The following is a 13,076-nucleotide window of genomic DNA, read 5'->3' on the forward strand; positions in this document are numbered from 1 at the left end:
CCCCTCAGCCCTCCCATGCCCGCTTCATGGCCTCGAGCACGCGACTGCGGTCCCAGCCGGCCCCGCGCGCGAGGGCCACCGCACGCGCCACCGCGGCGTCCACCGCGTCCGCGCTCGCGGTCGGCGGCGCCGGCGCCACCACGGTCCCGCGTCGCCCGGCGGTCACCACGACGCCGTCGCCCTCCAGCTCCTTGTAGGCCCGGGCCACCGTGCCGGCGGCCAGGCCCAGGTCCGCGGCCAGCGACCGGACCGGAGGCAGGCGCGTGCCGGGCGTCAGGACGCCCTGGGCGACGCGGTCGGCGATCTGGGCGCGCAGCTGCTCGAACGGCGGGACGGGGGAGCGCAGGTCCACCTCGAGGGCGGCCCCCGCGGCGGCGGTCACGCGGCCGGCCCCGTCGCCGAGGGCTCCATGGTCCGGTGGGCTTCGACCTCCGCCCGGGACGGCTCCTCGCCCGCGGTCCGGCCGGTGCGCGGGTCCACGGACATCCCGGGCAGGAAGGCGAGGAGCAGGCCCAGTCCGAGCAGGAGCCAGGGCTGCTGCCACGTCTCGCCGGTCGCCCACCCCGGGGAGCCGGCGGCCACCACACGTGCCTGATGCAGCAGCGGCCAGGCCTGACCGGCGAACGCCACCACGGCGCCGGTGCCCAGGGCCAGGAACCGGTTCACGGCCGAGCGGCGCAGCACCGCGTCCTCGACGGCGTCGGCCCGGGTCAGCGGACCGCGTCGACCCGCCCCGTGCGCGGCCGCGAGGGCGAGCAGTGTCACCACCGCCACGGGCAGGAGCATGCCGGCGGCGGCCGCCGCGTCCACCCCGCGCGCCTGGACGTGGCCGATGACCAGGGGCAGCTGGTGGTGGGCCGTCCATGCCGCCGCCGGCACGGCCACGACGGCGGCCAGCGCCAGCAGGACCCGGCGCCACCGGGACGCGGCCCCCAGTCCGGGCCCGGCCGGCGCGGGAGTGGTGTGGTGGCGCCGCACCCGCACCTCGGCGGCCGCCAGCACGAGCATGCCCAGTAGGAATGGTCCCGTCGTGACCAGTGCCGACGCCGAGGTCCGGGCCGCCGCGCCGTCACCGGCAACCAGCAGGAACCCGCCCGTCGACAGGAGCAGGGTGCTCAGGAGCGTGAGGGAAAGAGCTGTCATGCCCGAGCGATCCCGCAGCGCCCGGACGGCCCGCGCCGTGCCCGGGGCTGCGGACGGGGCAGGCGTCCAGGGCCGCCCGTCCAGGCCTGCCGCGCCGGGGGCCTCGGCGAGGACGGCCAGCGCGGGGGAGCGCCACAGTGCGGCCGCGATCAGCGTCACGATCATCAGTCCCACGGCGGGGAGCGCGAGGGAGGAGACCGACGTCGAGACGCCGGCGACCGCCTGGGACGCCTCCGGCCATCGCTCCCCGGTGGGGTCGAGGGCGTGGCCGCGGGCGGTGCGCTCCAGGCGGTCCCACGTCCACACGACGCTGAGGCCGATGCCCACGACCGCCACGAGGGCGGTCCGCAGGATCCGGTTGACCGCCACGCGCCGCACGGCCAGGTCCGTGGCGGGGTGCAGTCCCGCGAGGACGGGGCGGCGCAGCACGGCCCGGACGGCCAGCACCGTCGTGGCCACCCATCCGGCCAGCACCAGGAGGAGGATTCCGGCGATCGCCGCGCCGGACTGGGCGCCGTCGACGGCGACCACCTGGGTCTGCCACTCGGCCGGCCCCGCAGGGAGCGCGTTCCCGGCCTGGGCGACGTCCACCTCCATGGTGATGCGCCGCGCGGGGACCGCCGCCAGGCCGGAGGCCGCCAGCGCCGCGACGGCGCCGGCGGACGCGAGGGTCGCCGCGGCGCAGGTCCACGTCAGTGCGCGGGGCAGGACGTCCCGGAGCTCGAGTGCGGTGAGGCGTCCCTGCCGGACGGGACCCGTGGACCGCGGCCAGGTGTGCTGGCCGATCCACCAGACCAGCAGGAACAGCGCGGCCGGCGCCAGGGCCGTCAGGAGGGGCCAGAGCGCCGGCTCGGGGAACGGCAGGGCCTCGACCCCGGTCACCCGGGTGACCAACGGGTCCAGCACCACCGCCCCCGGGCTGTCGGGCGCCGGCCTGTCGGCGCCGGCGTCGAGGACGCCGTCGGCGGGCTCCTGCCGCGGGGAGCAGCTCACCAGGAAGGCGATGAGCGCCACCATCAGGCCGTGGACGCGCGCCGAGCCCACCGGACTGGCGCCGCGCGGGGTCCAGGCGAACCAGCGCAGCAGCGCGTAGAGGACGGCGAGCCCGAGGCCGGCGGGCGCGAGCAGGGCGAGGGCTGCGAGGGGACTGACCGTGGACATGCGTGCGCCTCCGGGAACGGGGACACCGACGGCATCCGATGCGCCGAATGTACCGCCCGATCAATACAAAGAAAAGAGGGAGATCACAGCCGCGCCCGTGGAGCGGCTCAGACCTCGCGCACCATGTCCCGGTACTCGGGGTAGCGGCGCAGGTAGTCCTCCACGTACGAGCACTCGGGGGAGACCTTCTCGCCCTCGGCGCGCAACCGGTCCAGGACGATCGTCACCAGCGCGCGGGCGTAGCCCTGGCGGCTGTGGGCCTCGTCGATGATCGTGTGCTGCAGGCGGACCACGGTCTCGTCCTCGCCGCCATCGGCCGCGGGGACCTCGTCCTGGGTGTAGCCGAGGAAGCCGATGAACCGGCCGTCCTGGCGCATCTCGAACCGACCGCGGTCGGGGTCGCGGGTCACGGCGAGGCGCTCGTGGACGATCTTCTCGGGCTGCTGCGTCGATGCGGTGTCCATGACCCGAGCCTAGGCCCGAGGATGCGCGTGCTCAACGCCGCACATCCGGACCGGGGCGGGACTCAGTCGTCCCAGGGGTCGTAGACCTCCACGGCCACGACCGCGCCGTCCGCGTCGAGGCCCTGGTGGAGGACCAGGACGCCGCCGGGACGCAGGTGCGGGTCCTCGCGGGGCAGCGCCCGCAGCACATCGCCCGCCGGCCGGGCCGCCCACCCGTCGATCTCCGCCAGGAGCGCGGCGATCACGGGACGGTGCACGCACACCACGAGCGGCTGCCGGCGTCCGAGCAGGTCGCGCATCGCGCGGCGCGTCCGCTTGGGCTTCTCCCGCGCCGTCGTCTCGGTGAACGCGGACTTCGTCTTCAGGGGCAGGCGGGTGTGCTTCACCACCGGGGCGAGGGTCTCCACACAGCGCCGCCAGGGCGAGGACACCAGTCGCTCTGGTGCCCACACGCCCACCAGGTCCCGCACCGCCAGCGCCTGGCGCCGCCCCGTGGCGGCCAGCGGACGCTCCTGCTCGGCCCGCGACCACGAGGAGCGGGGTTTGGCCTTGGCATGACGCAGCACCAGCAGGGGCGTGGTCCGCAGGCGGCCTCGGCGGTGCAGCTCCAGGAGCGCATCGAGGGGCTCCGCGTCCGTCTCGTTCGTCAGGATCCCGCGCGCCGCGTCCGGGGACATCCAGCGGACCTCGTCCACCTCGTCCCCGTCCGGCACGGCCCGTTGGCCCGCCACCTCGGCGGCCCAGTACCAGACCTCCTTCGACACCTCGCCCTTGCCCTTGCGGGCGGGCAGGGTGTAGCGGGTGACCGCCAGGGGGACTCCGGGCCGCAGGTCGAGGCGCACCTCCTCTGCGAGCTCGCGCACCGCGCACTCGGGCAGGGTCTCACCCGGGTCCAGCTTGCCCTTCGGCCAGGACCAGTCGTCGTAGCGCGGGCGGTGGATCACCATGACCTCGAGCCCGTCGGCGCCCTGCCGCCAGGGGAGCATGCCGGCAGCCAGGACCTCGGCGGCGGGACCGGTCACGGCCCGGTCCTGCGTGGACCAGGCGGCCGTGCGGTCAGGGGAGTCGGTGGACATCAGCGAGCGGTTCCTCCAGCGCGGGTCCCGGCCGATGCCGGGGAGGGGCGGGACAAGGATATAGGGGACGGTCGGCGATCCCGCTCCCGCCTATCGGCCGGTCACCCCGCCGCGGGCCGGTACTGGACGTCCGCCGCGGCGAGCACGAAGCCCAGGGAGTCGTACAGCCGCACGGCCGGGACGTTGCCCGCGTCCACATACAGGTCGACGCCGGCCACCGACCGCTCCGCCATGTGGTGCAGGCCGGCCAGGGTGAGCGTCCGACCCAGCCCGCGACCCTGCGCGGCCGGGGACACCCCGACGGCGTACACCTCGCCCTCCGGCTCCCCGCCGGCGTCGTCGGTGACCTTGGTCCAGTGGTAGCCCACGGCCGTGCCGTCCTCGTCCTCGGCCAGCAGCAGCCCCTCCGCGGAGAACCACTCCTGGGCCATGCGGGCCTCGAGGTCCGCGCGGGTCAGCGAGCCCTGCTCCGGGTGGTCGGCGAAGGCGTCGGCGTTGAGCCCCAGCCACGTGTCCTCGTCCCGCCCCGGCGCGAACGGGCGGATCCGTACGCCCGCCGGCAGCACGGCCGGCGGCAGGTCCGCGAGGCCCGCGGCGTCGATCCGCATCCGTCGCAGCTCCCGCGCCGCCTCCAGGCCGTGCCGCCGGGCCAGCGCGGCGGAGCCGGGGAGGTCCCCGTGCGCCCACGCGCTGGTCTCCGCGCCCTCGTCGCGATCCCGGACGGCGCGGGCGGCGGCCGCGGCGAGCGCGCCCCCCAGCCCCGCGCGCCGGTGCGCGGGGTCCACGGCCAGCTCCACGACGCCGGGCCCGTCCTCCGCCGCCTCGGGCACCAGGGCGGCCGCCCCCGTCAGCGTCCCGTCGGCGTCGCGGGTGACCCCCCACCAGCGCTGGCCGCCCCGGGCCAGCACGGCACGGGTCTGGTCGTTCAGCGGCGGGTGCCCGTCCGCGGCCTGGACCCGGTCGGCGAGGGCCAGGACGGCCGGGACCTCCTCGGGGCGGGGGACGTGCACGGCGGGGGAGGCGGAGGTCTCAGGCATGCCGACAGCCTAGGTGGGGGAGCCGGCCGCGGTCTCGCCGGCATCGCCCCGCGGGGCGAACCGGTAGCCCACGTTGCGGACCGTCACGATCAGCTGCTCGTGATCTGCGCCGAGCTTGGCGCGCAGACGTCGCACATGCACGTCCACGGTGCGGGTGCCCCCGAAGTAGTCGTAGCCCCACACCTCCTGGAGCAGCTGCTCCCGCGTGAACACCCGGCCGGGACTCTGCACGAGGTGCTTGAGCAGCTCGAACTCCCGGAAGGTCAGGTTCAGGGAGCGCCCGTCCACGCGGGCCCGATAGCCTGCCGCGTCCACCTCGAGCCCGCCCGCCGTCAAGGGCCGGTCGTCCGGGGCCGGGCCCGGGCCCGCGCCGGGGACGCGCAGGAGTCGGATGCGGGCATCCACCTCGGCGGGTCCGGCGGAGGCCAGCACGACGTCGGCCAGGGACCACTCCGGTCCGACCGCCGTCAGGGCCCCCTCGGTCAGGACGGCCAGGACGGGCACCTGCGGGCACAGCGTGGACACGTCCCGGGCCACCGTCCGCGCGTCCGCCAGGGCCGCGGTGGCGTCGAGAAGGACCGCCTCGACATCGGGATGGGCGGGGACCAGGGCGGCGCGGGGCTGCGCCACGCGCACCTCGTGGGTGAGCAGGTCGAGGGCGGGCAGCACCTCGACGGCGCGGGCCGCCCGGGTGAGCATGAGCAGACGGGTCATCCCGCTCCTCTCCCCGGTCCACGGCTCCACGACGCGCGTGGGCGTCGTCGCCGAGCATAGCCTCGTTCGGTGCCCTGGCAGGATGGGGGTCGTGATGCGTCTGACCATGGCCCTGAGCGCCGCCCTCGCCGCCCTCGTGCTCGGCGGTGCGGCGCTGCTGGGCCCCGTTCCCGCCGCCGTCGCCGTCGTGGTGGTGATCGCCGTCATCGCCTGGGGATGGCCCCGGCAGATGGGCGCGCCGGCCCGCGTGTCCCTGAGCGTCACCCTGTTCACGGCGGGCGTGCTGGGCGTCGCGGTCATGCTCGCCTGGCCCCGCGGCGACGACGGCCTGCGGCAGTCCTGGGAGCTGTTCGAGCCGCTGGCCGTCCTGATGGCGTGGGGCACCATGGCCGCCTTCGTGGTCCAGCTCGTGCGCGGCACGGGCCGTCCGCTGCGCATCGAGTCCACCGTGGCCACGATGGGCGGCGTGCTGCTGTGCCTGTGCGCCGCGTGCTGGGTGCCGTTGGCCCGCTACGCGGAGGTGCCGCGCGTCGCCGGCCTGACGCTGACGCTCGCGCTCGCGGTCGCCGGCACGGCGCTCGTCGGTCTGACCCCGTGGATGCAGGGCCGTCCCCGCGTGCTGGCGCTCGTCATGATCCCGTCCAGCGGGCTCGTCGCGTGGCTGGTCTCCGTGCTCGTCGGCGCGTCCAGCGGGGTGGCCGTCGTCCACGTGGTGGCGGCGCTGGGAGCCGCCACCCTCGTGGCGCTGACCGCCGCCACCGCGCCCACCAGCCGGCCCCGGCCGGAGGACCGGCCCGTGGGCACCACGCTGCGGCCCCGACGCGCGGGCTACGCCCTCGCCATGGCGCCGGTCGGCGCGGCGGGGGTGGTGGGCCACGTCATGCTCGGCTTCCTGGCCTGACCAGGCTCCGCCCGGCGGGTAGGATGCGGGCCATGGACTCCCTTGTTGCTCTCGAGATCTTCTTCCTCGTCCTCGTCGTCCTCGCCGGCATCGGCATGGCGGCGGTCGCGGCCGTCGTCATCGGCGGCCTCTTCAAGGGCCAGCGCTGAGCAGCGCGGCCCCGCGGGGCCGCGCCGTGATCTCCCATGGCCACTGAACTCCCGTACGACCTCACCCCCGAGCTCGCCCCGCTGTCCTGGCTGATCGGCAGCTGGGAGGGGCAGGGCCGTCTCGGCGACGGCACGGAGGGGACCGAGATCTTCTACCAGCGCGTCGACTTCGTCGAGCACGGGCTGCCCTTCCTCGAGTACCGCGCCGAGTCGTGGCTCTGCGAGGCCGACGGCACCCTGGTCCGCCCGCTCACGGTGGAGTCCGGCTTCTGGCAGGTGGACCGGCCCCGGCAGGACGGCGACGTCGGCCCGGGCATGGTTCCGGCCGGCATCGTGCCCCCCTACCGCTCCGCCGAGGACGTCGAGGGGCTGCGCGGCGAGGACGACGCCTTCCGCATCACGGCCACGATCGTCCACCCCGGGTCCCTCGCCGAGCTGTACTACGGACGGATCAAGGGCCCGCAGGTGCAGGTCGTCGCCGACTCCCTCCTGCGCGGCTCCGCCGCCGGCGAGTACGCCCGCGCCACCCGCATGGCGGGACTCGTGAACGGCCAGCTCTTCTGGCGCTGGGACTCCTCGCCCGCCGAGACCGGCCCCCTGGAGGCGCACGCCTCCGCGATCCTCGACCGCATGCCGGACCCGTCCGAGGGTCGGCTCGCCCCGGGTGCGCCCCGTCCGCGGGGGGAGCGCGGGCAGAGCCCGGAGCAGTCGGCGTGAGCGGCGCACGGCGCAGCCCGCTGCTGGACGGCCCGGCCGCCGCGGAGGGGGGACCCGCCCACGGCGCCGTCGAGGCGGAGGGACATGACGCGGGCGTGGCCGCGCACTACGGCCGACCGCTCCCGGAGCAGCGGTCCCTCGCCCGCGGCCGCGCCCTCGTGGACCTGTCCACCCGGGCGGTCCTCTCGGTGTCCGGCCCGGACCGGCTGACCTGGCTGCACACCCTCGGCAGCCAGCACCTCGAGGGGCGCCCGCCCGGCTCCAGCACCGAGACCCTCTTCCTGGACGCGAACGGTCGCATCGAGGCCGCGGTGCACCTGCTCGAGGACGGCGCCGCCACGTGGCTGATCGCCGACGCCGCCCACGCCGCCACGCTGGCGTCGTGGCTGCGGTCGATGGTCTTCTCCCACCGGGTGACGCTGCGGGACCACTCCGGCGCGGTCGCCGTCGTCGGCGCCACGGCCCCCGTGCCGGGCTGGGAGGACCGCACCGTCTGGGTGGACCCCTGGCCGCACGTCGACGCCGGCGGCTGGGCGTACACGGCGGATCCCGACCCCGCCGCCCACCCCGGCGCCGACTGGTCCTGGCGGGAGTACCTGGTCACGCACGCCGACCTGGTGGCGACCGTCGGCCGCCTCGGCACGGGGGAGCTGGCCGGGTGGGGCCTCGCCGGCGCTCTGGCCGCCGAGGCGCTGCGGATCGCGGCGGGCCGTCCCCGCCCGGCCGTCGACGGCGACGAGCGCACCATCCCCCACGAGCTGGACCTGATCCGCACCGCGGTGCACCTCGAGAAGGGGTGCTACCGCGGCCAGGAGACCGTGGCACGGGTCCACAACCTGGGACGGCCGCCTCGTCGCCTGACGCAGCTGCTGCTGGACGGCTCCTCCCACGCGCTCCCGGCCCAGGGTGCGTCCGTGATCGTCCGTCCCGAGCCGGACACGGACGACGCGCGGGCCGCCGCACGGCCCGTCGGCACGGTCACCAGCGCCGCGCAGCACCACGAGGCCGGCGCCGTCGCCCTGGCGATGCTCAAGCGCGCGGTCCCGGCCGACGCCGTGCTGCTGGTGCGTGAGGACGCCGCCCAGGACGGCGAGCCGGCGTGGATCGCCGCGACCCAGGATCTGCTCGTCTCCCCGGACGCGGGCCAGGTCGTCGGCCGGCCGCGGGGGGTCGGCCGCCGCGGCTGAGCGTCGCCGGCGGACCGGGAGGGCCCGCCGGCGGCCGCCCGCACGGCCCGGGCGCCATGAGGCCGCGGCTCAGCGGCCGAAGAGGACCTTCGCCTCGTCGTAGCGCGCCTGCGGAACGGACTTGAGGCCCCTGAGGGCGGCGCGCATGGGGATGGAGATGATCTCCGTGCCGTTGGCCGCGACCATCTGGCCCCACCGCCGCTCCGCGACGAGGTCCACGGCCCCCATGCCGAAGCGGGTGGAGAGCACGCGGTCGGTGGCGGTGGGGGCGCCGCCGCGCTGGATGTGGCCGAGCACGGTGTTGCGCGTCTCGATGCCAGTCATCTGCTCGATCTCGCGGGTCACCCACTCGCCGATCCCGCCGAGCCGCGGGCGGCCCGAGGCCTCCACGCCGGCCTCGGACAGCGGGTCGTCGTGGCCCTCGGGGATGAAGCCCTCCGCCACCACCACGAGCGGCGAACGGCCCTTCTCGTGCACCTGGGAGACCCACTCGGCCACCTGCTCCATGGGGGTGCGGACCTCGGGGATGAGGATCGCGTGGGCGCCGGCCGCCATGCCGGAGTGCAGGGCGATCCAGCCCACGTGTCGGCCCATCACCTCGGCCACCATGCATCGGTGGTGGGACTCACCCGTGGTGCGCAGCCGGTCCATCGCGTCGGTGGCGATCTGCACCGCGGTGTCGAAGCCGAACGTGTAGTCGGTGCCCTGCAGGTCGTTGTCGATCGTCTTCGGCACACCGACCACCGGCAGGCCGTCCTGGGCCAGGCGGTCGGCGCCGGCCAGGGTGCCCTCGCCGCCGATGGCGATCACCGCGTCGAGGCCCAGCTCGCGCAGGTTGCGCAGCATGTTCTCCGAGCCGCCGCCGTCGGCGTCATAGGGGTGGGTGCGGGAGGTGCCGATGATGGTGCCGCCCTGCTTGGCGAGCCCGCGGACGCGGGTGCGGGGGAGCTCTTCGACGTTCTTGTCGATCAGGCCCGCCCACCCGTCCCTGATGCCCACCATCTCCATGTCGTGGGTCTTGATGCCGTGCAGCACGGCGGCTCGGATCACGGCGTTCAGTCCGGGGCAGTCGCCGCCCGAGGTGAGCAGTCCGACGCGCATGGGTGTTCCTCCTGGTTCGGGGTGCGGGGTCGGGGGCCGAGGGGCGCCCACGCCCACCCTAGCCAGGCCGGGCGCGGGACCGTCAGGCCTCGCGCACCCGGCCCGTGCCGGGGCCTCGGGTCACTCGGAGAGCAGGGCCCGGATGCGTTCCACGCCCTCGGCGAGGTCGTCGTCGCCGAGGGCGTAGGACAGGCGGAGGTAGCCGGACGGCCCGAAGGCCTCGCCGGGCACCACGGCCACCTCGGCCTGCTCGAGGATGAACGCGGCGAGCTCGGCGGAGGTCGTGGGGGTCACGCCTCCGCGGTAGGTGCGGCCGAGCGCCTCGCGCACGTCCACGTACGCGTAGAAGGCGCCCTCCGGCGTCGGGCAGGAGAAGCCCGGGACCGCGTCCATGGCCGCCACCATGGCGCGGCGCCGCCGATCGAACGCGGTCTTCATCTCGTCCACGGCGTCCAGGGGGCCGGCGACGGCGGCCAGCGCCGCCCGCTGGGAGACGTTGGCGACGTTCGAGGTGGCGTGGGACTGCAGATTGGTGGCGGCCTTGATCACGTCGACGGGCCCGGCCATCCAGCCCACGCGCCAGCCCGTCATGGCGTAGGTCTTCGCGACGCCGTTCAGGATGACGGCCTGGTCCGCGAGCCCGGGTACGGCCGCCACGATCGAGGTGAAGGGCATGCCGTCGTAGGTGAGGTGCTCGTAGATCTCGTCCGTGACCACCCAGAGGCCGCGCTCGAGGGCCCACTCGCCGATCGCCCGGGTCTCCTCGGGGGAGTACACGGCGCCGGTGGGGTTGGACGGGGACACGAAGAGGAGCACCTTGGTGCGCTCCGTGCGGGCGGCCTCGAGCTGCTCCACGCTCACCTTGTAGCCCGTGTCGGGGCCGGCGAACACGTCCACGGGCACGCCGCCGGCGAGCCGGATCGCCTCGGGGTACGTGGTCCAGAACGGGGAGGGGACGAGCACCTCGTCCTGCGGGTCGAGGAGCGCGGCGAAGGTGTTGTAGACGGCCTGCTTGCCGCCGTTGGTCACGAGGACCTGGGCGGGCTCCAGCGCCACGCCGGAGTCGCGGAGGGTCTTGGCGGCCACGGCCTCCCGCAGCTCGGGCAGGCCGGCGGCGGGGGAGTAGCGGTGGTTGCGCGGGTCGCGGGCGGCCTCGACGGCGGTCTCGACGATGTAGTCCGGGGTGGGGAAGTCGGGCTCGCCGGCGCCGAAGCCGATCACGGGCCGGCCGGCCGCCTTGAGGGCCTTGGCCTTCGCGTCGACGGCGAGGGTCGCCGAGGGGGCGATGGCGGAGAGCCGGGCGGACACGCGGTGGGCGGGGGCAGCCATGGGGACCTTCTTCGTCTGGGGCGGACTGGCGCGCGGGCGGCGCACGCCCGCGCGCCCCAGCCTACTGAGCGGGGCCGTGTTCGACATGTCCCGCGGGGATGGCGTATCCTGGATCCTCGGTACCGCGAGATCGGTCCCGGGCGTGCCCGGGGTGGATCGGCGGGCACCTAGGGTAGTGGCGCAATTGGTAGCGCAGCGGTCTCCAAAACCGCAGGTTGCAGGTTCGAGTCCTGTCTGCCCTGCTCGGTGCCGGACCTGTCGGTCCGGCACTGGACGTGCAGAGCGTTCCGGCGATCCGATCGAGTGAGGCCACGTGACTGAGATGGCGGCGACCCACGGGAGCTCGACTCCCGAGCCCGAGTCCCAGCGGCGTGGACCGTTCGGTCGGATCGTGCTGTTCCTGCGCCAGGTGGTCGACGAGCTCCGCAAGGTGGTCACGCCCACCAGCGAGGAGCTGATCCGCATGACCGGCGTCGTGCTCGCCTTCGTGGCCGTCATGATCCTCCTGGTCATGGGTCTGGACTGGGTGTTCGGCACCCTCGCCGGTCTGCTGTTCGGCGCGGGTCCCGCCTGAGCGGCCCGGCCGGCGGGAGCGGCGGCGCACGTCCGCATCGGCCCGCCCCGGGCAGTCCGCACCCCGTCAGCAGAAAGCAGGAAGTCGTGTCCGAGCAGGAACTGGATCGTCAGGACGTCGAGGAGTCGGCTGACACCACCACCGTGCAGGAGGCCGACCTCGCGATCGCCGAGGGTCAGACCGAGGCCATGACCGCCGAGGACGCCGAGGAGCAGCTCGAGGAGGCCCTCGCCGAGGCCGTGCAGGACGAGGACGCCCCGGTCGCCGAGGAGGCCGCCGCCGTCGACGCCGGCGAGGAGCTGCGCACCCGCCTGCGCCGCCAGCCGGGCGACTGGTACGTCGTCCACACCTACGCCGGCTACGAGAAGCGCGTGAAGACGAACCTCGAGGCCCGTGTCCAGACCCAGGACATGGAGGACGCGATCTACGAGATCGAGGTCCCCATGGAGGAGGTCGTGGAGATCAAGAACACCACGCGCAAGATCGTCAGCCGCGTCCGCATCCCCGGCTACGTCCTCGTGCGCATGGACCTCGACGACGCCTCGTGGGGCGTCGTGCGCCACACCTCCGGCGTCACCGGCTTCGTGGGCAACGACGCCCACCACCCGCAGCCGCTCACGCTCGACGAGGTGTACGACATGCTCGCCCCGTCCGTGATCCAGCAGGCCGCCCGCGAGGCGGAGAAGGCGGGCCTCGCCCCGCAGGCCACCGCCGAGTCCGGTGCCCCGTCCGCGCCCGCGATCCACGTCGACTTCGAGGTCGGCGAGTCCGTCACGGTCAACGACGGCCCGTTCGAGACGCTCCCGGCCACGATCTCCGAGATCAAGCCGGAGGCCCAGCAGCTGGTGGTGCTCGTCTCGATCTTCGAGCGCGAGACCCCCGTGACCCTGTCCTTCAACCAGGTGACCAAGGTCATCTGAGGACGCCCAGTCTTCCGCCTCCCGCCGGCCGCCTGCCGACGGGGGAGCGGTCCCGGCCGCCGCGCCACGGCGGCCACCGCCCACGGTGCGCTCCTGCGCCGCGGGTCCCCCAGTGAGAGAAGGATCCACTCATGGCTCCCAAGAAGAAGGTCGCCGGTCTGATCAAGCTTCAGATCCAGGCCGGCGCGGCCAACCCGGCCCCGCCCATCGGCCCGGCCCTCGGCCAGCACGGCGTGAACATCATGGAGTTCTGCAAGGCCTACAACGCGGCCACCGAGGCCCAGCGCGGCAACGTCATCCCGGTCGAGATCACCGTGTACGAGGACCGCTCGTTCACGTTCATCACCAAGACCCCGCCGGCCGTCGAGCTCATCAAGAAGGCCGCGGGCGTCCAGAAGGGCTCCGCCACCCCGCACACCGCCAAGGTCGGCACGCTGACCCAGGCCCAGTGCGAGGAGATCGCCCAGTCCAAGATGGAGGACCTGAACGCCAACGACGTGCAGGCCGCCGCCAAGATCATCGCCGGCACCGCCCGTTCCATGGGCATCACCGTCGAGGGCTGACGCCCACCCCCACCCCCTTCCAGTGGCAGGGCCGAGCGCG

The 13,076-nt window shown here is 75.0% G+C and carries 14 protein-coding genes and 1 tRNA gene; 7 read left to right on the forward strand and 8 right to left on the reverse strand.

Going from position 1 to position 13,076, the window contains the following annotated elements; genetic code table 11:
* Positions 1-4 precede the first annotated feature (4 nt).
* The 6 genes from BJ976_RS11890 to BJ976_RS02370 form a co-directional block, all read right to left on the reverse strand.
* Positions 5-382 (reverse strand): GntR family transcriptional regulator, encoded by a 378-nt coding sequence (locus BJ976_RS11890; RefSeq protein WP_167736901.1) that lies wholly within the window; start codon positions 380-382, stop codon positions 5-7.
* Positions 379-2,304 carry a hypothetical protein gene (locus BJ976_RS11895; RefSeq protein ID WP_167736900.1) on the reverse strand — a complete coding sequence of 642 codons (1,926 nt, stop codon included), beginning with the start codon at positions 2,302-2,304 and terminating at the stop codon, positions 379-381. Before BJ976_RS11895 ends, BJ976_RS11890 begins: the two co-directional genes overlap by 4 nt.
* A 107-nt stretch (positions 2,305-2,411) precedes the next feature.
* Entirely contained in the window at positions 2,412-2,768 is a 357-nt protein-coding gene (locus BJ976_RS02355) for a GNAT family N-acetyltransferase (protein WP_135028828.1), read from the reverse strand.
* A 62-nt stretch (positions 2,769-2,830) separates the two neighbouring features.
* Positions 2,831-3,844 (reverse strand): NUDIX hydrolase, encoded by a 1,014-nt coding sequence (locus BJ976_RS02360; RefSeq protein ID WP_135028826.1) that lies wholly within the window; start codon positions 3,842-3,844, stop codon positions 2,831-2,833.
* 101 nt (positions 3,845-3,945) lie between these two features.
* A complete protein-coding gene (gene mshD / locus BJ976_RS02365) occupies positions 3,946-4,881 on the reverse strand; it encodes a mycothiol synthase (RefSeq protein WP_135028824.1) in 936 nt (311 codons plus the stop codon).
* Between the two features lie 9 nt (positions 4,882-4,890).
* On the reverse strand, positions 4,891-5,595 hold the full coding sequence (locus BJ976_RS02370) for a winged helix-turn-helix domain-containing protein (RefSeq protein ID WP_135028822.1): 705 nt from the start codon (positions 5,593-5,595) through the stop codon (positions 4,891-4,893).
* A 94-nt stretch (positions 5,596-5,689) separates the two neighbouring features.
* Here BJ976_RS02370 and BJ976_RS02375 point away from each other — a divergent pair, with 94 nt between their 5' ends.
* The 3 genes from BJ976_RS02375 to ygfZ all read left to right on the forward strand — a co-directional run bounded on the left by BJ976_RS02375 (position 5,690) and on the right by ygfZ (position 8,549).
* Positions 5,690-6,496 (forward strand): hypothetical protein, encoded by an 807-nt coding sequence (locus BJ976_RS02375; RefSeq protein ID WP_229667427.1) that lies wholly within the window; start codon positions 5,690-5,692, stop codon positions 6,494-6,496.
* Between the two features lie 185 nt (positions 6,497-6,681).
* A complete protein-coding gene (locus BJ976_RS02380) occupies positions 6,682-7,362 on the forward strand; it encodes a nitrobindin family protein (protein WP_135028819.1) in 681 nt (226 codons plus the stop codon).
* Positions 7,359-8,549, forward strand: coding sequence for a CAF17-like 4Fe-4S cluster assembly/insertion protein YgfZ (gene ygfZ / locus BJ976_RS02385; RefSeq protein WP_135028817.1), 1,191 nt, complete (start codon positions 7,359-7,361; stop codon positions 8,547-8,549). The genes BJ976_RS02380 and ygfZ overlap by 4 nt, the downstream gene beginning before the upstream one ends.
* A gap of 69 nt (positions 8,550-8,618) precedes the next feature.
* Here the strand turns inward: ygfZ and BJ976_RS02390 are convergent, their stop codons facing one another.
* Together BJ976_RS02390 and BJ976_RS02395 are read right to left on the reverse strand one after the other, a co-directional pair.
* On the reverse strand, positions 8,619-9,650 hold the full coding sequence (locus tag BJ976_RS02390; RefSeq protein ID WP_135028815.1) for a 6-phosphofructokinase: 1,032 nt from the start codon (positions 9,648-9,650) through the stop codon (positions 8,619-8,621).
* Between the two features lie 120 nt (positions 9,651-9,770).
* Positions 9,771-10,979: a pyridoxal phosphate-dependent aminotransferase gene (locus tag BJ976_RS02395; protein WP_135028813.1), complete on the reverse strand. Its 1,209-nt coding sequence runs from the start codon at positions 10,977-10,979 to the stop codon at positions 9,771-9,773.
* A 169-nt stretch (positions 10,980-11,148) separates the two neighbouring features.
* Here BJ976_RS02395 and BJ976_RS02400 point away from each other — a divergent pair.
* The 4 genes from BJ976_RS02400 (at position 11,149) to rplK (ending at position 13,036) form a co-directional block, all read left to right on the forward strand.
* Positions 11,149-11,221, forward strand: a tRNA-Trp gene (locus tag BJ976_RS02400).
* An 80-nt stretch (positions 11,222-11,301) separates the two neighbouring features.
* The gene (secE, locus tag BJ976_RS02405) at positions 11,302-11,553 is read left to right on the forward strand and encodes a preprotein translocase subunit SecE (protein WP_135028921.1); all 252 of its coding nucleotides are present in this window, start codon (positions 11,302-11,304) and stop codon (positions 11,551-11,553) included.
* Between the two features lie 86 nt (positions 11,554-11,639).
* The gene (gene nusG, locus BJ976_RS02410; RefSeq protein WP_135028811.1) at positions 11,640-12,473 is read left to right on the forward strand and encodes a transcription termination/antitermination protein NusG; all 834 of its coding nucleotides are present in this window, start codon (positions 11,640-11,642) and stop codon (positions 12,471-12,473) included.
* Between the two features lie 131 nt (positions 12,474-12,604).
* Positions 12,605-13,036 carry a 50S ribosomal protein L11 gene (gene rplK / locus BJ976_RS02415; RefSeq protein ID WP_135028809.1) on the forward strand — a complete coding sequence of 144 codons (432 nt, stop codon included), beginning with the start codon at positions 12,605-12,607 and terminating at the stop codon, positions 13,034-13,036.
* Positions 13,037-13,076 lie beyond the last annotated feature (40 nt).

The sequence above is a fragment of the Micrococcus flavus genome (assembly GCF_014204815.1).
Taxonomy (GTDB): domain Bacteria; phylum Actinomycetota; class Actinomycetes; order Actinomycetales; family Micrococcaceae; genus Micrococcus; species Micrococcus flavus.